Annotated in this window: 16 protein-coding genes; 10 read left to right on the forward strand and 6 right to left on the reverse strand. The window is 48.1% G+C overall.

The window, feature by feature from the left end:
* Nucleotides 1-113 precede the first annotated feature (113 nt).
* A complete protein-coding gene (gene hrpA, locus B0181_RS05400; RefSeq protein ID WP_078276486.1) occupies nucleotides 114-4,346 on the reverse strand; it encodes an ATP-dependent RNA helicase HrpA in 4,233 nt (1,410 codons plus the stop codon).
* A gap of 190 nt (nucleotides 4,347-4,536) precedes the next feature.
* On the opposite strand from hrpA, the gene tolQ reads away from it, so the two are divergent.
* The 5 genes from tolQ (at nucleotide 4,537) to B0181_RS05425 (ending at nucleotide 8,776) form a co-directional block, all read left to right on the forward strand.
* Nucleotides 4,537-5,202: a protein TolQ gene (tolQ, locus tag B0181_RS05405; RefSeq protein ID WP_078276487.1), complete on the forward strand. Its 666-nt coding sequence runs from the start codon at nucleotides 4,537-4,539 to the stop codon at nucleotides 5,200-5,202.
* Between the two features lie 127 nt (nucleotides 5,203-5,329).
* Nucleotides 5,330-5,773 carry a protein TolR gene (gene tolR / locus B0181_RS05410; protein ID WP_172462136.1) on the forward strand — a complete coding sequence of 148 codons (444 nt, stop codon included), beginning with the start codon at nucleotides 5,330-5,332 and terminating at the stop codon, nucleotides 5,771-5,773.
* A 212-nt stretch (nucleotides 5,774-5,985) separates the two neighbouring features.
* Nucleotides 5,986-6,846, forward strand: coding sequence for a hypothetical protein (locus B0181_RS05415; RefSeq protein WP_078276488.1), 861 nt, complete (start codon nucleotides 5,986-5,988; stop codon nucleotides 6,844-6,846).
* A 254-nt stretch (nucleotides 6,847-7,100) separates the two neighbouring features.
* Entirely contained in the window at nucleotides 7,101-8,405 is a 1,305-nt protein-coding gene (locus B0181_RS05420; protein WP_078276489.1) for a PD40 domain-containing protein, read from the forward strand.
* On the forward strand, nucleotides 8,405-8,776 hold the full coding sequence (locus B0181_RS05425) for a hypothetical protein (protein WP_133141465.1): 372 nt from the start codon (nucleotides 8,405-8,407) through the stop codon (nucleotides 8,774-8,776). Before B0181_RS05420 ends, B0181_RS05425 begins: the two co-directional genes overlap by 1 nt.
* Before the next feature lie 193 nt (nucleotides 8,777-8,969).
* Here B0181_RS05425 and B0181_RS05430 read toward each other — a convergent pair whose 3' ends face one another.
* The 5 genes from B0181_RS05430 to B0181_RS05450 all read right to left on the reverse strand — a co-directional run bounded on the left by B0181_RS05430 (nucleotide 8,970) and on the right by B0181_RS05450 (nucleotide 15,835).
* Nucleotides 8,970-9,548, reverse strand: coding sequence for a flavodoxin family protein (locus B0181_RS05430; protein ID WP_078276491.1), 579 nt, complete (start codon nucleotides 9,546-9,548; stop codon nucleotides 8,970-8,972).
* 114 nt (nucleotides 9,549-9,662) lie between these two features.
* On the reverse strand, nucleotides 9,663-10,601 hold the full coding sequence (locus B0181_RS05435) for a purine nucleoside phosphorylase YfiH/LACC1 family protein (RefSeq protein WP_078276492.1): 939 nt from the start codon (nucleotides 10,599-10,601) through the stop codon (nucleotides 9,663-9,665).
* A 91-nt stretch (nucleotides 10,602-10,692) separates the two neighbouring features.
* A complete protein-coding gene (locus B0181_RS05440; protein WP_242620121.1) occupies nucleotides 10,693-11,772 on the reverse strand; it encodes an RluA family pseudouridine synthase in 1,080 nt (359 codons plus the stop codon).
* A gap of 312 nt (nucleotides 11,773-12,084) precedes the next feature.
* Nucleotides 12,085-14,832, reverse strand: a complete 2,748-nt coding sequence (gene gyrA / locus B0181_RS05445; RefSeq protein ID WP_078276493.1) for a DNA gyrase subunit A — start codon at nucleotides 14,830-14,832, stop codon at nucleotides 12,085-12,087.
* A gap of 361 nt (nucleotides 14,833-15,193) precedes the next feature.
* On the reverse strand, nucleotides 15,194-15,835 hold the full coding sequence (locus B0181_RS05450) for a response regulator (RefSeq protein WP_078276494.1): 642 nt from the start codon (nucleotides 15,833-15,835) through the stop codon (nucleotides 15,194-15,196).
* A 319-nt stretch (nucleotides 15,836-16,154) separates the two neighbouring features.
* On the opposite strand from B0181_RS05450, the gene B0181_RS05455 reads away from it, so the two are divergent.
* The 5 genes from B0181_RS05455 to B0181_RS05475 all read left to right on the forward strand — a co-directional run bounded on the left by B0181_RS05455 (nucleotide 16,155) and on the right by B0181_RS05475 (nucleotide 20,699).
* Entirely contained in the window at nucleotides 16,155-16,739 is a 585-nt protein-coding gene (locus B0181_RS05455; RefSeq protein WP_078276495.1) for a Uma2 family endonuclease, read from the forward strand.
* A gap of 391 nt (nucleotides 16,740-17,130) precedes the next feature.
* Nucleotides 17,131-17,994 carry a sulfate ABC transporter permease subunit CysT gene (gene cysT, locus B0181_RS05460; RefSeq protein WP_078276496.1) on the forward strand — a complete coding sequence of 288 codons (864 nt, stop codon included), beginning with the start codon at nucleotides 17,131-17,133 and terminating at the stop codon, nucleotides 17,992-17,994.
* Between the two features lie 103 nt (nucleotides 17,995-18,097).
* The gene (gene cysW / locus B0181_RS05465) at nucleotides 18,098-18,937 is read left to right on the forward strand and encodes a sulfate ABC transporter permease subunit CysW (RefSeq protein WP_078276497.1); all 840 of its coding nucleotides are present in this window, start codon (nucleotides 18,098-18,100) and stop codon (nucleotides 18,935-18,937) included.
* 46 nt (nucleotides 18,938-18,983) lie between these two features.
* Nucleotides 18,984-19,697, forward strand: a complete 714-nt coding sequence (locus B0181_RS05470) for a sulfate/molybdate ABC transporter ATP-binding protein (protein ID WP_078276498.1) — start codon at nucleotides 18,984-18,986, stop codon at nucleotides 19,695-19,697.
* Between the two features lie 174 nt (nucleotides 19,698-19,871).
* Nucleotides 19,872-20,699 carry a hypothetical protein gene (locus tag B0181_RS05475; RefSeq protein WP_133141466.1) on the forward strand — a complete coding sequence of 276 codons (828 nt, stop codon included), beginning with the start codon at nucleotides 19,872-19,874 and terminating at the stop codon, nucleotides 20,697-20,699.
* Nucleotides 20,700-20,727 lie beyond the last annotated feature (28 nt).

Here is a 20,727-nt window from a genome sequence, read left to right on the forward strand (position 1 = left end):
TTTTTATCAAAAAGAAAGCAAAGTTTTGTATCGCTTGGGTTGCTTGTGGTTGCTTATCACGCACCGCACAAAAACGCCTGCACGCAGCGATTGCTGAGTGAAACTTTCTGCCGTCATCTGGTCATCAGCTGCGCCCACAGTTTTTCTAGGCGTTTTGGCGACACTGCCGCCAGCGTTTTCATCGGCTGGGCGAATAAATTGATACGATACTCTTCCACCAGCCAGCGATACTCGGCAAAGCGTGGGTCGTGCGCACGATTGGCAAGGCGCTCCATATGCTCATCAAGCAAATACACACCATCAAGATCGCCATCAAGGTTGTTCGGCAAACGCTCAAGGCGGATTTTTAACGCTTGCAAATAACGTGGATACTGCTGCCACTGACTAAAATCCAGCCGATAAATAAAGTCCGCCAACGCCAAATCATCAAGCTGATCTTCTGCGTCATCAATACTCTCACCAAACACTTCTCGATCCAGCATCAAAAGCTGTCCACGCACCGTCTGCCATGTGGTGTAGATGTCTTTGAGCGTTTTTAGCACGGTTTGCCCCACGCTTAAAAACTGCGCCACCACCACCTTTTGCGTATGCTCAAATTCATCACTCGTCAAAGGCAAAATTTCCAGCGTTTTGCTCATTTTGTCATCGCAAATCGCTGCGATGGCACTGCGGTCGTGATTGCCTTTTTCAAAGTTTGTGCCATCGGCATTTGCCCTATCAAAGTCCGCTTTGACAAAATTCACGCCGTGTAAATCCAAAGTCGCTTGCAAAGTTGCGTCAATCACCAACGTTTTTAGCTGTTCTAAATCGCCAAGCGGTGCAAAGGCAAGTTTGAACGCCTTGTCAATCTGACTGGCAAGCTGCTTTTGTTTTGCGCCAAGTTTGCCTTTAATCAAGGTCAGCACGCCTTTTTTGTGGGTGTTGATGGCAGTTTTTAGGTCGGTGAATTGATGAATGGCAACTTTATGGCTGTTTTTTGCCTGATTGCCAGCGGATTTGCCTTGCGTGTCATCACTCGCCAACGCTGAAAATTCCTGCATCACCACGCCTGCCGTGTGGCGACTGCGCACAAAACTAAAATACTCTGGAAAAGTGTCATGCACGCCTTCAGCCGCCGCCACGACCACGCCCGTTTCGCTTTTATGGCGTGCTTGTAATTTTGCCAAATCACGCCCCTTATCAATCACGCGGTTTTTTTCGTCCAGCACGCACACCAAAGGCTGCAAGTATTTATCAATGCTCGCCACATTAAAATCGCTCGGATTTGCCTGCACACCAAGCTGCGCCAATGCCGCACACAGCTGGTCTAACAGCCCAAATGTACCGCTTTTATCCAGCTTATCAAAAATCTTATCCGCCGTATCAGGAATCGGCACAATGTGGCGGCGAATGTCTTTTGGCAAGGATTTAAGTAGCTGCAAAACCAGCTCATCACGCCAGCCTGCAATCCCCCACAGCAAATCCACGCTGTCAAGCTGCGAAAGCGCCTTAATCGGCACACGCACGCTCACGCCGTCATCGTCAGAGCTTGGGTCAAACACATAAGACAGCGGCAATTTTAGCGCACCAAGCTGCCAAAATTCAGGAAATTCCTTGCCTGCTTTGGCGTTTTCGTTCAGCACGTCTTCATCGCTAAAATACAGCAAGCCATCATCGCCAAGCTCGCCCAGCCAATCTTCAAACGCCTTGGCGGACGCAATATGACTTGGGATTTTCGCTTCGTAAAATTGGTACAGATTTTCTTCATCAACCAACAAATCTCGCCGCCGCAGCTTATCTTCAATCTTAATCGCTTCGGCAATTTTAGCGTGGTTGTGCGTCAAAAACGGCAACGGCTTAGGATAATTATCCGCCACCAAACCATCACGGATAAAAATCTCACGACTTGCCGCAATGTCAATCTGCTCAAAGTTCACAGGCTGCTTATGCGTGATGACAAGCCCAAACAAGCTGATTTGCGCAAAAGCACGCACTCGCCCTGTTTTCTTTGACCAATGCGGCTCGTAATAATGATATTTTAGCAGCTCGCCTGCGCTTGCCAGCACCCATTCAGGCTCAATCTTGGCAAGGCAGCGCATATACACTTGCGATGTTTCCACCACTTCAAACGCCAAAAGCCACTCCACGCCTTTTTTGTGTAAAATGGACGCAGGGAAAATGCGTGCTTTTTGACTTCTTGCCATCAAATATTCGCCCACTGTGTCGGTTTTATGCGCCACAAAAGACAAAAGCGCCGTCAAAAGCGCACGGTGAATGTTGGCATAATGCACCGCTTTTGGGTCGGCAATTTTCACGCTTGGGCTGATTTTGCGTGATTTGTCTTTGTTTTTTAGGCTTAGGCGTGTGTTTTTGGTTTGTGCATCTTTGTTTTGCGTAGTTTGTTCGGCAAGTTTTTCATCGCTTTGCTTGGCAATCACAAAGCCCAATTCTGCCATCATGCGGCTCAGTTGTTCGTGCGTTTTTTGCCATTCTTTGATACGCACAAAGCTCAAATAATGCTTTTTGGCGAAATTTTTTCGTGCATTGCCAGACAGCTTCTCGCCGCCGTGCATTTCGTGGGCGTTAAACAGCACGTCAAACAATTCCACATAGAACAAAAAGTCCGAATTTTCCTTACGGAATAAAGCGTGCTTTTGGTCGGCTTGCATTTGCTTGGCGGCAGGTCGTTCACGCACATCTTGCACCGCCAGCGCAGAGACAATGACAAGCATATCCGCTAAGCAATCAAACGTATCGCCTGCAATCAGCATACGCGCCAAACGTGGATCAATCGGCATTCTTGCCATTTGCTTGCCAATGGTGGTAAGCGCGCTTGGCGTGAATTTGCGTTTTTTGGCGGCCGTTTTGGTCGGTTTATCGTTGATGGCGCCAAGCTCGTGCAGCAGCTTTTTACCATCGTTAATCAAGCGAAAATCAGGCGGCGTGATGAACTCAAAATCCGCCACATTGCCAAGCCCCAAATTTTCCATTTGCAAAATCACGCTTGCCAAATTGGTGCGTAAAATTTCAGGCTCGGTAAATTCTGGACGTGCCAAAAAATCTTCTTCTGAATACAAGCGAATGCACACACCTTCACCGATGCGCCCACAACGCCCCTTGCGCTGATTGGCGCTGGCTTGACTGATGGCTTCAATCGGCAAGCGCTGAATGCGTGAGCGATAATTATAACGACTGATACGCGCAAAACCTAAGTCAATCACATAATAAATGTTTGGCACGGTCAGCGCCGTTTCGGCAACGTTTGTGGCGATGATGATGCGCCGCCCTTTGCCCGATGGCGCAAAAATCCGCTGCTGCTCGGCATAGCTTTGGCGTGCAAACAAAGGCAGCACTTCGGTATGCGCTGGTGCGTGCGCCGCCAAGATGTCTTGCAATTCACGAATTTCAGCTTCCGTGCTGGCAAAAATCAAAATGTCGGATTTTTCTGGATGCCCTTTTTTGCGTGCATCTTCAAAGCACTCTGCCACCGCCGCTGTCAAAGCTCTAGGCAGATTATCTTCCATTTCATCAAAGGCGTCATCATCATGGCTGCGCACGATTTGGTCGGTCAAAGGACGATAGCGCACTTCCACAGGATAGCTGCGCCCCTGCACATTGATGATCGGCACGCTTTTACCCGCTGGCAAACCTGCGCCAAAATAATCAGCAAACCTTTGTGTGTCCAGCGTTGCTGAAGTGATGATGACTTTTAAATCAGGGCGTTTTGGCAAAAGCCGCTTTAAATAACCCAAAATAAAATCAATATTTAGGCTGCGTTCGTGCGCTTCGTCAATGATGATGGTGTCGTATTTGCTCAAAAACTTATCGTGCGCAAGCTCAGCAAGCAAAATACCGTCCGTCATCAGCTTAACAAGGCTATGCGCACCGCCTTCTTCGGTAAAGCGCACTTTAAAACTCACCGTTTGCCCAAGTTTCTCGCCAAGCTCATCAGCAATGCGTGTCGCCACCGAACGCGCGGCAAGTCTTCTAGGCTGCGTATGCCCAATTTGCCCTGTGATACCACGCCCAGCCAGCATGGCAAGTTTGGGCAGCTGCGTGGTTTTGCCTGAACCTGTCTCGCCCGCCACGATGATGACTTGGTGCGTCTTAATGGCGTGAATGATGTCGGCTGCCATGGCGGTTACTGGCAAATCAGGGTTTAATTTATCCGCCAAATCGCTTGGCACGCTGGCAATGCGCGCCGACACCGCCGCCGATGAACGCTCAATCACGCCATCTAAATGCGCTTGTTTTTTGCTCTTGTTTTCGCCATCAAGTTTTTTAATTTCTTGGCGCAAACGCTGGATATAATGGCGGTCTTTGGCAAGAATGTTTGGTGAATGCGTGCTGTTTTTTTGTGTATTCATTGATGATTGCTGTGATGATTTATCAGGTAATTTGTTGGATAATGTATTGAGTGAGTTTCTGGCGTTTGTTTTAACAAACAACTCTTTTATAAGCGATGATAAAATTTGTGTGTTATAATGGCGCTTATTTTACCATTAGCAAGCCGATTTGTCTTTTTTGTAAGCAAATCTTTATAACGATAACGACTTTATGAACGAATCTTTGAATGTGTTAAGCCTGATTGCCCAAGCCAGCGTGCTGGTGCAAATTGTGATGGCGCTGCTTGTGGCGCTGTCTTTTGTCAGCTGGGTGCTGATTTTTCGTTTTGCTGGCAAATTGGGCAGTACGGCACGCTTTGATGAGCGGTTTGTGGCGTGGTTTGACGCCAATCCATCGCTTGATGACAAATATCAAAGCGTACAAGCCGAACGTGAAAAATCAGGACTAGAGGCGATTTTTGATACAGGCGTGCGCACTTTTACCACCGCCAGACAAACACACAATGCCGAACAAGCCGCCGCCATCACTGAGCGCAGTCTGCGCAGCCAGCTTGGCAAAGAGCAAGGCGAGATGGAACGTGGGCTGTCGTGGCTTGCCAGTATTGGTTCGGTGTCGCCTTACATCGGTCTTTTTGGTACGGTTTGGGGCATTATGAACGCTTTTATTGGCTTGTCAGACGTGGGCAGCGCAAGCCTTGCCACAGTCGCGCCCGGCATTGCTGAAGCCTTGATTGCCACGGCGATTGGTCTGTTTGCCGCCATTCCAGCAAGCCTAGCTTTCAACCATTTCACCGCCAAGGCACAGGCTTTGCACGAGCTGCGTGCGCTGTTTTGCGATGATTTGCTTGCCGCTTTGCTGCTGAAAGACAAGCCATAAAAAACAAACCATAAACCTAATAACTTTAAGAAAATCTAAACTTGTGGCGGATAAATTTTCTACCAATTATTTAGATTTTCTTAAAATAAAAATATAATTTTACCGCCATTTTCACCAAAATAACACTATGAATCGCACGCCTTATTCTCGCCAAAAACCTGCTCTTAACGCCAGCATGAATGTCGTGCCTTATATTGATGTCATGCTGGTGCTGCTGGTGATTTTTATGGTTACTGCGCCCATGCTCACCACAGGCGTGAAGGTGGATTTGCCAAAAGCCGCCACGCAAAATCTTGACACGGCGGACGAATTGCCTGTACTGATTGCCATGACGGCAGACGGCTCACTGTTTGTCAGCCACAGCAAGGCGATGGATATGGCGGTGAGCCGTGATGATTTGCCAATGCTCTTAAATCAGCTTGCCAATGAACGCGCCGCAAAAGGTGCTACTTTACGCGTACTCATCAATGCCGATGGCGCAATCGCTTATCAGCAAATCATGTCGCTGATGGCGCAAGTACAAGCCGCTGGCATTGACGAAGTGGCATTGGTAAGCGATGGCAATCAGTGATGGATAGATTTATTAAACTCTTAAGAAATTTGGTGCGGTATTATTTAATTTAGATTTATAATAGAATTTACTCATACAATAAAATTATTCAGTTTTTATTAAAAATACTGCCAAATAGTATCTTAAAAATCCACAAATCACGAACCAAAATCACAACCACACAAACCCATATAACAGCAACAGCTACACAGCCAGCCAAACCCAAATTCACCATGCAAACACCAAAAACCCACGCCAAGCCCAACAAAACCGCCATCGTCCTGCCTGTTTTTGGCAGTACGCTTTTGCACGCGGGCGTTTTTGTGGCGGTGGCAGTTTTTGGTGCGGTGCGCGCCTTGCCAGAGCCAAGCGTTACCCAAACCCAGCTGGCAAGCGGCGCTGAATTTAACGACATCAAATCGGCACTCGCTGCACACATTGCCAAAAATACCATAGCAGAAAAACAAACCGCAAGCACACACCAAAAGCCAAGCGCTTCTACCACGCAGCCAGCGGCATTTCATGACTTTCCACGCACGGCGCAGTACGACACGCAGTTTGACGACTTGGCAAATTGGGAAAGCACTTGGAGCAGCGACTGGGACGCGCCAGCCATCAGCGATGATGAATTTGCCGAGCGTTTTGCCGCCAATGCTGAAAAACAAGCGCAAATCAACGCCCTTTTGGACGACAAACCACGCCCAAACCCAGCCGATAACACCGATAATAACACCAACACCAAAGACAGTAGTAAAACCACCCAAAACGCCAATGCCGATGGTGCGCCTGCCACACCAAAGGTGCAAAAAATCGTCAGCAAAGCCGAACGTGAACAAGCTGGTAAAAGCGCCGCTGGTCGCATTTTCACACGCTGGGAGCAGACCCAAAGCCACGCCCAAGCGGGCAAAAGCCTAAAAGCCACCATCTCACTAGACGCAGCGGGCAACGTCTTACAAATCCGCTTTGGTGCTGGCGATAAAGAGCTACAGCCATTTATCGAACAAGCCATCAGACAAAGCTCACCTTTGCACGAGCTGGCTGGCATGATGGAAAGTTTGACCATTGAATTTAACACCACGCCACCAAGAGATTAAGTGCGCTTGTGTCAATCTGTCAAAATCAGCGCGATACGGCGGTTTGTAAAATTTTGCCAAATGGATTGCTTGTCAAGTTTGTTTTACCGAATTAAAGTACGACAAAAACTTAACCAAACTTGCCAAACTACACAATCCGCCCAACTTCACCCCACTCACATAATTTCGCACAACATAAAACAACACAAAAATCATGGCGAAATCACGCATAGCATTGTAAAATAGCGCACAATCTCTTAAAAAATTTAAAATTTATGAAATTCACCACTTTTCAGTCGCTGTTTTCACCTGCGGTAAAGACCTTTACCATTTCTGCCTGCGCTTTGGTTGGCGTTATCGCCCATGCCAACCCAAACATCAGCGCGCATTATGACAACAATGACGAGCTGGTGCTAAGCGTCAGTCGTGCAGGCGTCATCAATCACGCCATCGCCATTGCGCCTTTTGTGGGTGATGGCGCACTTTCTAGCGCACTTGCCAAGACCTTAAATGGCGAACTTCATGCCACAGCGTCTGGATTGCCCGTGCCAAACGCCACCAGTCAAAGCGTCAGCCAAAGCCTAACAACGTGGCAACAAGCAGGTTTTCGCTATGTACTTACAGGCAGTGCGCATTCTTTGGCGGGTGCAAAACGTGCGCTGCGTTATGAATTGATAGACGTAGAAACAGGCAAAACCGTACTGAGTGGCGATGAATTTATGGACAGCACCCCACAAGCCAAAGAAACCGCCGCTGCCAAAATCAGCGAACGCATTCACCAAGCCATCACAGGCAAGGCAGGCGATTTTACAGGGCAGATTGCTTATGTTGCCGAACAAGGGCGCGGCGCACAAAAAACGTCCAGCCTAATTCTTGCCACACCAAACGGCACGACGCTGCGCACACTCACCCAAGTGCAAGGCTCGATTTTCTCACCGACTTTCTCACCTGATGGCACGCGCATCGCCTATTCGGTGCAGCGCACGGACGGCTTGCCTGTCATTTATGTGCAGCGCACGGACGGCAGCACGCCAGAGCTTGCCACGCCATTTAAAGGCAATAATCTTGGCGCATCTTTTTCGCCTGATGGCACAAAATTGCTCTTTTCTGGCAGCCACGAAAACCACAACCCAAACATTTACGAATTGGACTTGATTGCTCGCACGCTGACACGCCGCACCAATTTGGCAGGCGCAGAAAACTCGCCCAGCTATTTGCCAGACGGCAGCGGCTTTATCTTTAGCGCGGACAATGGCTCACGCACGCCTAAGCTGTACCGCTACCGCTTTAGCGATGGCAAAATCGCACCGCTTGGCTTGACAGGCACCAACCCTAAGCCCAGCCAAGACGGCACACGCCTAACCTATGTGCAAGGCGGCCGAGTTATGCTGGCAAACCTAAATGGCGCAAACGCGCAAAGCGTCGGAACCGCTGGCACGGACACATTGGCAAGTTTCTCGCCCAGCGGTCAGCGCCTGCTGTACGCCACAGGCAGCACGCTCACCATCGCATCACCAGACGGCAAAAAACGCCAAATCCGCCTAAACGCCACAACCGTGCGAGACCCTGCATGGCGCTGATGTCTTTATCACTGGCTAAGTTTTTGCGCACTGGGAAAACTCGCTCACTAAGTGCATTTGCCGTCATGGCAAGTGGTGCGCTGCTTGTCGGCTGTCAGCACGTTCAGCTGGCACACAGCCCCATTCCTGTCAGTGCGCCCACCGCCATCAATGCCAAAAATACACCACAACACACAAGCGGTGCGCACAATTATGTACATGACCGTTTGCAAAATCGTTTGCCAAGCGGCTTACAAAATCATGCAAAGTCAAAGCACTTACAAAGAACTTCCAATGCAACTACACCAAGCACCCTACCCATAAAAAACCGCACTAAATCCACACCAGCCAAGGAATTGGACGATTTTTTTATTTTGGAAAGTTGGTTTTGAAGATTGGTTTTATAAGGCTGGTCAATCTTTGGTTGGTTAATAAATCAAGCAAACCTCACCAAGAAATCATTTACAATAAATCCCCAAAACAAAAAACGACAACCCAGCTAAGTTGTCGTTTTTATTAGGAATTCTTAATAATAAGAGCGAAATGCACTAAGGTTTTATTTGCTGTTTTGATAAACCATTAAAATCAGCGATTACCCACAAAGCGCAAAACCGTTTGCGCCAAATGCTCGCCAAACCAAAGCGCCGTTGCCATATCGCCTTCGCATGGCGTCTCTTCCACTGGCGCATCAATGGATTGCGTCATCAAGCCTAAAAAACTGGACAGACGGTTCAAATCCTGCTCGCTACTGCCCGTTGGCATAAGCGGCATACCCACCCAATTCATGCCGTGCTGCATGGCAAACAGCGTGATTTGCTGCAAAACCGCAAGTTTATCACCGCTTAAGCCGCCAGAATTGGCAAAGCCTGCGGCAAATTTCCCCTGCCAAGTGCGCGCCACCCAGCGCTTTGATGTGCTGTCCATAAATGCCTTGAATGCCGCCGTCACGCTGCCCATGTACACCGCACTGCCAAACACAATCAAATCCGCATTGTCCAAATACGCCCAGTCGTCATCACTAAGCTGCAAGATGTCCAGCGCCTTTGCGTCAAGCTGAGCATTTGCGCCACGAGCGATGGCGTGCGCCACACGGCGAGTGTGTCCATAACTGGAATGATACACGATGGCGATGGTCGGTGTGAAATCTTTGGTGATTGGGTTCATAATATTTTAGGATAATGATAAGAAGTATTATTAAGTTTATTTAAATAATAAAAACAAAATCTATTTTGTGCAGACGAAATAAGAATTAAAATTTTCTCAGCTGTATTGCCCATCTTATTGCCGCTTGACAATGATGGTTGCCATGCGTCCTGCGGCGGGCTTTTTGGCGTGAGTTTGCGCACGATACGAATAAAATCTACCGTCTTGATAGCTGCACGGCACATCGTCATTCAGCACTTGCACGCCCAGCGTCAAAAGCTCAAGTTTTGCCAACGCCACCACATCAAGCCAGCATTTTTCAGTATTATCGTGCGGCTTGGCGATGACGTTAAAAATCGCTTCAGCATTCATCGGTGCGCCATTTTGCGCCGCCAAACCCAGTGCTGCACAATCTGCAGCAATGCGCTGCACCAACGCCACGGGCATTTCATAAGACGGATAAGCAATGCACGCACCAATCACGGCAAAAATCTGCGCCCCATCATCACATTTGGCACGCAAAGCACGCACCGCATTCGCCACGATACCATTTGCCAGCCCTTGCCAGCCAGCATGAACACACGCCACGCTTGGCACACACTCGCCCACACGCGCAAACAGCGCAATCGGCACACAATCTGCCGTCATGATGGCAAGTCCTGCGCCTGCCTTGCTGCTAACAAGCGCATCAGCTGACTGCGGCAACAAACCATCGTCCACATCCACCACCACATCGCTGTGCGTTTGATTTAGCCAATGCAGTGATGATATTTGTGATGAATTGTCCGCTGCGTTTGCCAATTTATCGTGAATATGCGCCAAAAGTCTGGCACGTCTTGTCAAAACCTGCGCACCATCATCGCCAACGTGCAAGCCAAAATTGCCACTGCCGTACAAATCTTGCAAGCCAAACTTATCAAACTCGCCTGCCGTGGTCTGCCCCACCCACACTTGCTCGTCTTGGTATAAAGTCAGCACGTCAAAATCCGCCAAATTGTCTGCCCCTAGGCAAGTGTTTGGCGTGGCTGGCTGTGGCGTGCCATTAGAAAACATGGCAGGAAAATCAGCGTTCATACGTTCATCGTTTTTGTTATAAGCATCGTTTTATTGAAAACGTCGTTTTATCATCAATCGTCTTTGGCGAAAGATTAAAAAATCCCGGCCGTCATTCGGACAGCGCATCAATCAAAGCCTGCATATCCGCCGGCAAAGGCACGCTAAATTCCAGCGGCTCGCCTGTGGCAGGGTGCGTAAATCCCAGCGTGTGTGCGTGCAGCGCTTGACGAGAAAAGCCTTGCACCGCAAGCCTTTGCGCCTGACTTAAGCCAGAGCGTACAGACGTGCCGTACACAGGATCGCCCACCAGCGCAAAGCCACAATGCGACAAATGCACACGAATTTGGTGCGTACGCCCCGTCTCCAAACGCACGTCCAAAAGGCTGTAGCGGTCGTTCAGCGCTTGCGCTTTGATGATGTGCGTAACCGCAGGTTTGCCGCCTTCACGCACCGCCATTTTGGTGCGCTGCGTTGGGTGGCGCGCGATGGGCAAATCAATGCGCGCTTGGCGCAAAATATCCACCGCCGCGCCCACCGCCACACATTGATAATGCCGATACACCGATTTGTCCTTGAGCTGCGCCATTAAATCAAGCTGAGCTTTTTTGCTACGCGCCACCACCAAAAGCCCTGTGGTGTCCTTATCAATGCGATGCACCAAGCCCGCTCGTGGCAAACTTGCGTTATCAGGATAATGATACAACAACGCATTCACCAGCGTGCCTGTGCGATTGCCTGCTCCGGGGTGTACCACCATGCCAGCAGGCTTGTTAATCACCAGCACATCAGCGTCCGCATACACCACATCAATGGCGATATTTTCTGGCAAATCTTCAGAATGGCTGGCAAGCTGCGCATTTAGTGTCAGCTCATCGCCAATTTTCACGCGGTATTTTGGCTTTTCGTTTTTGTCATTGACAGTGAGTTTGCCATCGCCAATCCAATCTTGCAGCTGCACTCTGGAAAAATCCGCAAAAACTGTGGCTGCCACTTTATCAAGGCGTGCGCCTGCGTGCGCTTCATCAACGATATAACTGCGCTCAACCACTTGCAAGCCTTTATCCTCAAGGCTTTCGCCGTCCGCCACGCTCTCAAGCTCGTCAAATTCAGCGTCAGGATAAGCGTCAAAACTTCCATCATCACACGCTAAAATTTGTGCGCTGTGCGTCATTTCGCCTTGCTCACTCATGTTAAACTTACCGCTCAATGTTGTATTTTTTTGATTTTTAGTTTTGATTTTTAATTGTCATTGACTTGGTTTTTCAACTTGGCTTTCACTTGTATTTATTGCCTGCCAAGTGGCTATTTAAACTTCAATGTCAATTTCAGCTTTCACTTCAAGCAAAATTTTAATTCAATCAAAGTTTTACTTTAATCAAAACCTTGATTTCACCACCAAAAATCACCGTTTTATAAATACAAACAAAACAGACCAAGCCATTGCCGATCTGCTTTGTTGCCCGCCTTGGATTTGGCGCAGTTTAGTCTGATTTATTCGCACTTACTCATCATCAGACGGCGCAGCTTGTTCTTCTGCGTCTTGCGCTTGGTCGGCGTTTTGACGGTCTTGCGCATCGGTCAATGCTTCTTCTAGCACTTCTTCGCTGTCGTCTTCATGCTCCACGCAAGCCAGCCCCACCAAAGTCTCGCCATCGCCAATGCGAATCAGGCGCACACCTTGGGCGTTACGTCCTGCGGTGGCAATCTGCTCAACAGGCGTGCGCACCAGCGTGCCTTTGTCCGAAATCAAAATCACGTCTTCATCGCCAGTAACCGACACCGCTTTGACCAGCTGACCGTTACGTTCAGATGTCTTAATGGCGATGTTGCCTTGACTGCCGCGGTTTTCACGCAAGGTAAACTCGCTAATTGGCGTGCGCTTGCCGTAGCCATTTTCACAGGCGCACAGGATTTGATCTGTGCTGTTTGGCGCAGCAACCACCAAAGACACCACGCGGCTTACTGACACCACGCTGTCGTTATCGGTCTCATCTTGCTCGCTGTCGCCAGCTTCGTCATCATCAAGCCCCAAATTGGCAAGCAAATTCACCTTCATGCCACGCACGCCTTTGGCAGTACGTCCCATATCACGCACAATGCTTTCTTTAAAGCGAATCGCCTTGCCTTCGTTGCTAAAGAGCATGATTTCTTGTTCTCCATCGGTAATCGCCACGCCCACTAGGCTGTCGCCTTCCACCAAATCAATGGCACGCAAACCATTGGAGCGCAAATTGGCAAATTGGCTTAACGCCACACGTTTCACCGTGCCGCTTGCCGTGGCGAAAAAGACAAATTTATCGTCCGCTTTTAGGTCTTCCACTGGCAAAATTGCTGTTACGGTTTCATCGCTTTCAAGATTGATGAGATTAACCAGCGGACGGCCTTTTGAGCCACGAGACGCCAGCGGCACTTCAAAGCCGCGCAAGCCAAACACACGCCCTGTGTTGGTAAAGCACATGATGTGTGCGTGCGTGCTGGTAACCAGCAAATGCTCAATCACATCGTCTTCTTTCATGGCGGTGGCAGATTTACCCTTGCCGCCACGTTTTTGGGCGTGATAATCGCTGATTGGCTGTGTTTTGGCATAGCCTGTGGCAGACACGGTCATCACCACGGTTTGCTCTGGAATCAAATCTTCACGATTAAAATCATGGCGCGCGTCCACGATGTCGGTTTTACGCTCATCACCAAAATTATCACGCACTTCGGTAAGCTCGGCTTTAATCACACCCATCAGCTTGCTAAAGTCAGACAAAATCAGCTGCAAACGTGCAATCTCACCCAAAATCTCACGGTACTCGCCAGAGAGTTTTTCTTGCTCAAGCCCTGTCAAGCGGTGCAGCTGCATATCCAAAATCGCATTGACCTGATCTGGCGACAAACGGTATTGCGTATCATCGTTAATCAAGCCATAAGGCGCATTTAAATCTTCACCTTCAATGATGTCTGGGCGAATAGATGTGGCATTGGCAGCTTGCAGCATTGCCACCACACCGCCAGACTGCCACACACGCCCCAAAAGATTTTCGCGCGCTTCGGCTCGGTTGGCAGATTGCTTGATGGTTTCAATCACTTCGTCAATATTGGCAAGCGCAATAGTCAAACCTTCTAGCAAATGTCCGCGCGCTTTGGCTTTATTGAGCTCAAAAATCGTGCGGCGTGTTACCACTTCTTGACGATGGCGGATAAATGCCGCAATCAAATCACGCAGCGTCAATAGGCGTGGCTGACCGTTATCCAGCGCCACCATGTTAATGCTAAAGCTGCTTTCTAGCGGTGTTTGCTGGAATAGGTTATTCACCACCACTTCGCTGTTTTCGCCGCGGCGCAAATCAATGGCAATGCGCATACCTTCTTTGTCAGACTCATCACGCACGCCTGTAATGCCGTCTAGCTTTTTGTCATTGACAAGCTGGGCGATTTGCTCGATGAGCTTGGCCTTATTGACTTGATAAGGAATTTCAGTAAAGACAATGCGCTCACGGTCTTTTGACGCGCCTTCCATGTTCTCAATGTGATAACGCCCACGAATATGTACACGCCCTTTGCCTGTGCGGTAAGCGTCCTTGATGCCACTGCGGCCATAAATGATGCCGCCAGTCGGAAAATCTGGGCCTGTGATGTGGCTTGCCAACTCATCGCCGCTGATCATTGGGTCGTCTGCATAGGCAAGACAAGCATTCACCACTTCAGTAAGATTATGCGGTGCCATGTTGGTTGCCATGCCCACAGCGATACCCGTTGCGCCATTGACCAGTAAATTTGGCACGCGCGCAGGCAAAACAGACGGCATTTTTTCAGAGCCATCGTAGTTGTCTTCCCAATCCACCGTGTCTTTGTCCAAATCGGCAAGCATTTGGTGAGTGAGTTTTTGCATACGCACTTCGGTATAACGCATCGCCGCTGGCGGATCGCCATCCACCGAACCGAAGTTGCCCTGACCGTCCACCAGCATATAGCGCATACTAAACGGCTGCGCCAAACGCACAATCGCATCATAAACCGCAGTGTCGCCATGCGGGTGGTATTTACCGATGACATCGCCCACGACACGCGCAGACTTTTTATAAGGCTTATTATAGTCGTTTGAAAGCTCGTGCATAGCGTACATCACACGGCGATGTACAGGCTTTAGGCCGTCTCGCACATCAGGCAAGGCACGCGAAACGATGACGCTCATCGCATAGTCAAGGTACGACTGCTTGAGTTCGTGAACGATACCAACGGGGGTAATGCTGCTGTCGGTCATAGATGTCCTTAGACTTATCGTTATGATAAATTGGGGTATTATAGCATAATTTTACACTTTTAGGGCTTTCACAATACATAAAATCCTACAGCAAACGCATTTTTACGTCTTTTATGCGTTTTTCTTGGCTGATTTTGGCATTTGCTTTCTTGATAAAAACAAAAACCGCCTTATTAAGACGGTCTGTTGCCAAATATTTAGCAAATAGTTAATAAAAATTTAGCGCGTGAATTTATCAAACAAACTTAATTTTAATCGCTTAAGTTTTTTAAACACACGAGCAAATCGTTTAAGCTATGGGTTTAATTAGCAGGCTTATTATTTAGATTTTCTAAAAACTTATGCGCAAGCTAATCTGCACTTAATTTGCCAACACCAACCCATGCCGCATTGCCAAATGTGTCAATTTTACATCGCTGTCTACACCCAATTTTTCAAAAATGCGGTAACGATAAGTGTTCACTGTCTTGACGCTGACGAATAATTGATCGGCGATTTCTTGGGCGGATTGGCAATTCACCACCATCATCGCCACTTGTTTTTCTCGCTCAGACAGTGCATCAAATGGCGATTCTGGCTGCTCGCCCAGCATGGCTTCGGCAAGCTGCTCAGCGATGTCATGGCTAAAATATTTCTTACCTGTGTGTACTTTTTTAATCGCGCGAATCATCTCATCAAGCGGCGTGCCTTTTGTGATGTAGCCGTTCACGCCTGCTTTTAGTAGCATGGACGGATACGGCTGCGCACTTAGGCTAGACACCGCCAAAACCTTAATGCCATCATCAATTTGCTTGATGCGTCTTGTTGCTTCCACGCCGCCAATGTTTGGCATATTCACATCCAGCAGCACCACATCAGGACGTAACGAGCGCGCCAACTGCACTGCGCTATCGCCATCGTCAGCTTCAGCAATGACTTCAATGGTCGGGTCGTCATCAAGCATTCTTGTGATACCCATACGCACCAAATCGTGGTCATCTACCACCAAAATTTTAATCGTCATCGCTTTCTCCGCAGTCAAGCCAATCGTTTTATAATTAAGTTATTCTTAAATATTTACAGACTATTCTCAACCAATCAAAACACCAAAAAATCGTCATGCTTTTAAGAAAATTGGCACGTTTTTGGCGTTCAAACCCATCATAAAAACACAAGCAAAGACAAAATTCTATACATTATTTGCACAATTTGCAAATCATTTGTGGTAAATTTATTGCCAAATGCCGATTTATCAATTTGCCGTGAAAGCCGTTGGCGTTTTTCGGTGCGTCCTGCTACAATACAAACACATCATCAATTAAATCACAATAAAGGAATAAGTCATGACAGCCATCACAAGCCTTGCCCAGCTTGACATGAGTAAAACCTATTCATACGCCGATTATATGCTGTGGCAATTAAACGAACGCGTGGAACTCATCAAAGGCAAAATCCTAGCCATGAGTCCAGCGCCCACACGTTTTCATCAAGACGTGTCTGGCAATCTGTTTTTGACGTTTCGCACTTTTTTACACAACCACCCTTGTAAAGTTTACACCGCACCTTTTGATGTGCGCCTGCCCATTCCCACCAAGGGCAAGGCAGATACGGTGGTGCAGCCTGATTTGTGCGTGATTTGCGATAAAAGCAAGCTGGACGATGCAGGCTGCAACGGTGCGCCTGAATTGGTGATAGAAATTCTCTCCAAAGGCAACAGCAAGCGTGAGATGAACATCAAATTTGAGCTGTACCAAGAAGCAGGCGTGCTGGAATATTGGATTGTTGACCCCGCCAATTTCAGCGTGCTGGTTTACACCTTACAAGACGGCAAATTTATCACGGGTCGTCCGTTCACCGAAGGCGACATCGTCAAATCGCCGCTGTTCCCCGAACTTCGCATTGCGGTGGACGATATTTTTGCTGAATGATGGCAATGCGCTTTTGGTAAATTAATGGCAAACTTGCTCTTGCTAAAGCCAATTTTTAAACTTAACCAAACCACAGCCCATCTTATTTTTGCCAAATTGTACGCACTGGCAAAATAGCACGGCTGCAGTTTGGTTTTTTATTTTTAAAGCGACTGACCACGCACGGCAATTTTCGCTTTTCCTATTATTGCCAACTTTCCCACCTTGTTGTCTTTCTGTCTTTTTGCCTTACCATCTTTACGCACAAATTCCAAAAACGAAAAAGCATATCAATTTTTAGCCATAGTTTTTGCCGCATCTTTTTAGTAAAGTAGCCATCAATCGCACCGCCAAGATATTGGCGACTTTTAATCACTGAGCTTTATATCCATATACCAATCGGCACACAACCATGACAAACACGCCAACTCTTGCCAAACCCACCAACAAACGCCGCCGCATCATGCCGTTTTTTGGCTTGTCGATGGGCATCAGCGTGCTGGCGTTGTCGCTGCTGGTGGTGCTGCCCTTTGCCATGATGGTGCTGACCACGCTTAGCATGGGCATTGACGACATCATTCGCACCATCAAAGAACCACAAGTGCTGGCGGCGATTAAGCTGTCTTTACTGATGGCGATTGCCGCTACGCTGACCAACGTGGTGTTTGGCGTGCTGATTGCGTGGGTGCTGGTGCGTTATGAATTTTGGGGCAAATCCATCATCAATGCTTTGGTCGATTTGCCATTTGCCCTGCCGACCGCCGTTACAGGCATTGCGCTGGCAACTTTATACGCACCTTTTGGCTTATTTGGGCAATTTTTCGCCAAATTCGGCATTAAAATCGCCTTTACGCCCATCGGCATTTGGCTGGCGCTCGTGGTGGTGAGCTTTCCGTTCATTGTACGCGCGGTGCAGCCTGTGCTTGCCGAAGTGGCGGTGGAATTTGAAGAAGCGGCAGCGGTGATGGGCGCAAATCGTTGGCAAATTTTCTTAAAAGTGCTGCTGCCAGAAATCGCACCCGCCATCTTAATCGGTGCTGGCATGATGTTTGCGCGCGCCACAGGCGAGTACGGCTCGGTGATTTTTATCGCAGGCAATATCCCCATGCAATCAGAAATCCTGCCGCTCATCATCGTCTCAAAACTTGAGCAATTTGATGTGGCAGGCGCAAGCTGCGTGGCGTTATTCATGCTGTTGATTTCGCTCATCATGCTGTTTGCCATCAATTTTGCGCAGTGGAAACTCTCGGCAAGACTTGGTGCAAAAACCAATTAAATTCACCCTTAGGCAAGGTTTTAAGCAAAATCTCAAACAAACAATCAGACAAACTTTCAAGCATTGATAAACTCACCCCAAACCACTTAAAATCATAAAAACCATGGCAACTTCAAACACTTACGCATATCAAAAGCACCCAGCCACCAAAGACAGCACTTGGCTAAAATGGCTTGCCATCACGCTTGCGGTGCTGTTTATGCTTGTCATGCTGGTCGTGCCTTTGGGCGTGGTGTTTTATGAAGCACTCAAAGACGGCGTGGCAGCGTATGTATCAGCACTCACCGACCCTGACGCGTTGCACGCCATCAAGCTCACCTTGCTCACCACCGCCATTGTTTTACCGATTAACACCATCATTGGCATGGCGTTGGCGTATCTGATTACACGCCATAAATTCAAAGGCAAATTTATCATCACCACGCTCTTGGATTTACCTTTTGCGGTATCACCTGTGGTGGCAGGTTTGATGTTTGTGCTTTTATTTGGCGCAAATACGCTGCTTGGCGGCTGGCTAGAAGCGCACGGCATTCAAATCATTTTTGCCACCGCTGGCATTGTGCTGGCGACTTTATTTGTAACTTTTCCATTCATCGCGCGTGAAATCATTCCGCTCATGCAATCTCAAGGCGACAGCGAAGAAGAAGCGGCTTTGACCTTGGGCGCAAGTGGCTGGCAAATGTTTTGGCACGTTACTTTGCCAAACATCAAATGGGCGCTGCTGTACGGCGTGATTCTCACCAATGCACGCGCGATGGGCGAATTTGGTGCGGTGTCGGTGGTGAGCGGACACATTCGTGGCGAGACCAACACCATGCCTTTGATGATTGAAATCGCTTATAACGAATACGCCTTCACCACCGCATTTGCGCTGTCAAGTCTTTTGGCGCTGCTTGCGATTTTGACATTACTTGTACAAAACTTACTCAATAAAAAACGCTAAAATATCAGTATTATCAATAAGTTAAATAATTCAAACAGGACGCACCGTGAGCATTCATATTAACAACATTCATAAAAAATTTGGCGATTTTACCGCCTTAAACGACATCAATTTCACCGTCAACACAGGCGAGCTGACCACTTTATTAGGCCCATCTGGCTGCGGCAAAACCACGCTTTTGCGCATCATTGCAGGCTTGGAATTTGCCGACAGCGGACGCATATTTTTTGACGAAACAGACGTAACCGACACGCCAGTACAAAAACGCGGCATTGGTTTTGTGTTTCAAAATTACGCCCTATTTCGCCATAAAACGGTGGCACAAAACATCGCTTTTGGCTTAAACTTGCTTAAAAATTCACCAAGCAAAGCCGAGATTGACAAAAAAGTGGACGAGCTTTTACAGCTTGTGCAATTACCGCACACCAAAAATCGCTATCCGCACGAGCTTTCTGGCGGACAACGTCAGCGCATTGCACTGGCAAGAGCCTTGGCAACATCGCCCAAACTTTTACTATTGGACGAGCCTTTTGGCGCACTGGACGCCAAGGTTCGCAAAGAGCTGCGCACGTCTTTAAAAGAAATCCAAAAAAGCATTGGTATCACCGCCATCATGGTAACGCACGACCAAGAAGAAGCGGCGGCGGTGTCGGACACCATCGTGGTGATGAATCACGGCAAGGTGGAACAAATCGGTACGCCTAATGAGATTTTGGCACGTCCGAACAGCGAATTTGTGGTGGATTTTTTGGGGTTGTAAGCTGGATTTATTATCTAGTTTATAAGCCTAAATTTATAAACTTAGCTAGCAAACTGGTTTTAACACAAAATCAGCGCAACAAGCCAACCAAGACGCAGCCGCCAAGCGATTAGACAAGCGATGGGCAAATTTGCTACAATGGGCAAATTTTAGTTGAACAAATCACAAGCCACCATGCCACATTCGCAACATTTTGCCCATTCGCACACGCCAAACGACACCGCACAGGCACGCCCCACGCTCGGTCTGAATTTCTTACAGCAGTTTATTGATGTCAGCGGTTTTAATCGTGAGACCTTTGTAGAAGATTTGTTTTTAAGCTGGCAGCAAACGCTTGGCAGTGTCAAGCACAGCTACGCCAGTGCTGCCGACAGTTTTATTGATGAATTTTTTGTTACAGTCAGTCAAGAACAACTAAACGATTTGCTGTATCAATACGTTACCAAAAACGTGGATATGGTGCTGGATTTAAAACTAGAACTGCACGATGGCTGGCTACGCCTTATCGCCACGGTGAATTTTAAAGGTATTTTTGCCACCGTTGCCAGTAATTTTGAGCTGGTGCAATTACAACTTGACCGCCACAGACAAAGGCTGGTTTTGCGCCAAATTTCCGACACTGACATCATTGAGCTGCATTCACGCAAGTTTTGGCAGGCGCCGCTGGCACGTTTTGCCGTCAAAAGCTACCGCACCTTACTAAAAAAAGACCCTCTGCCATTCATTCTTAGCAGCATTCCCATCAAGGGCGTGCCGTTCACCGAGCATAAAGGCGATGTGATTTATCTTGAGATTGGGCGCTGGCTTAAAAAAGCCAAAATCGTCATGAAAAATATCCGCAAAGTGCAAATCAACACAGGCGTTACCATGCACGAACAGCTGATTTTAAAGGCGCAGCCAAATTTTGGTGAGATTTTAAGTTTTGGCGACCCCAATGCCGACATCATCACCGAAGATGACAATCCCAATAAACCCGTCAAGCCCAAAAAAGACAAAAAATAACTTGCGTCCGCACTTAAAAAGCGGCAAA

It is taken from the genome of Moraxella caviae, from assembly GCF_002014985.1.
Classification (GTDB): Bacteria; Pseudomonadota; Gammaproteobacteria; order Pseudomonadales; family Moraxellaceae; genus Moraxella; species Moraxella caviae.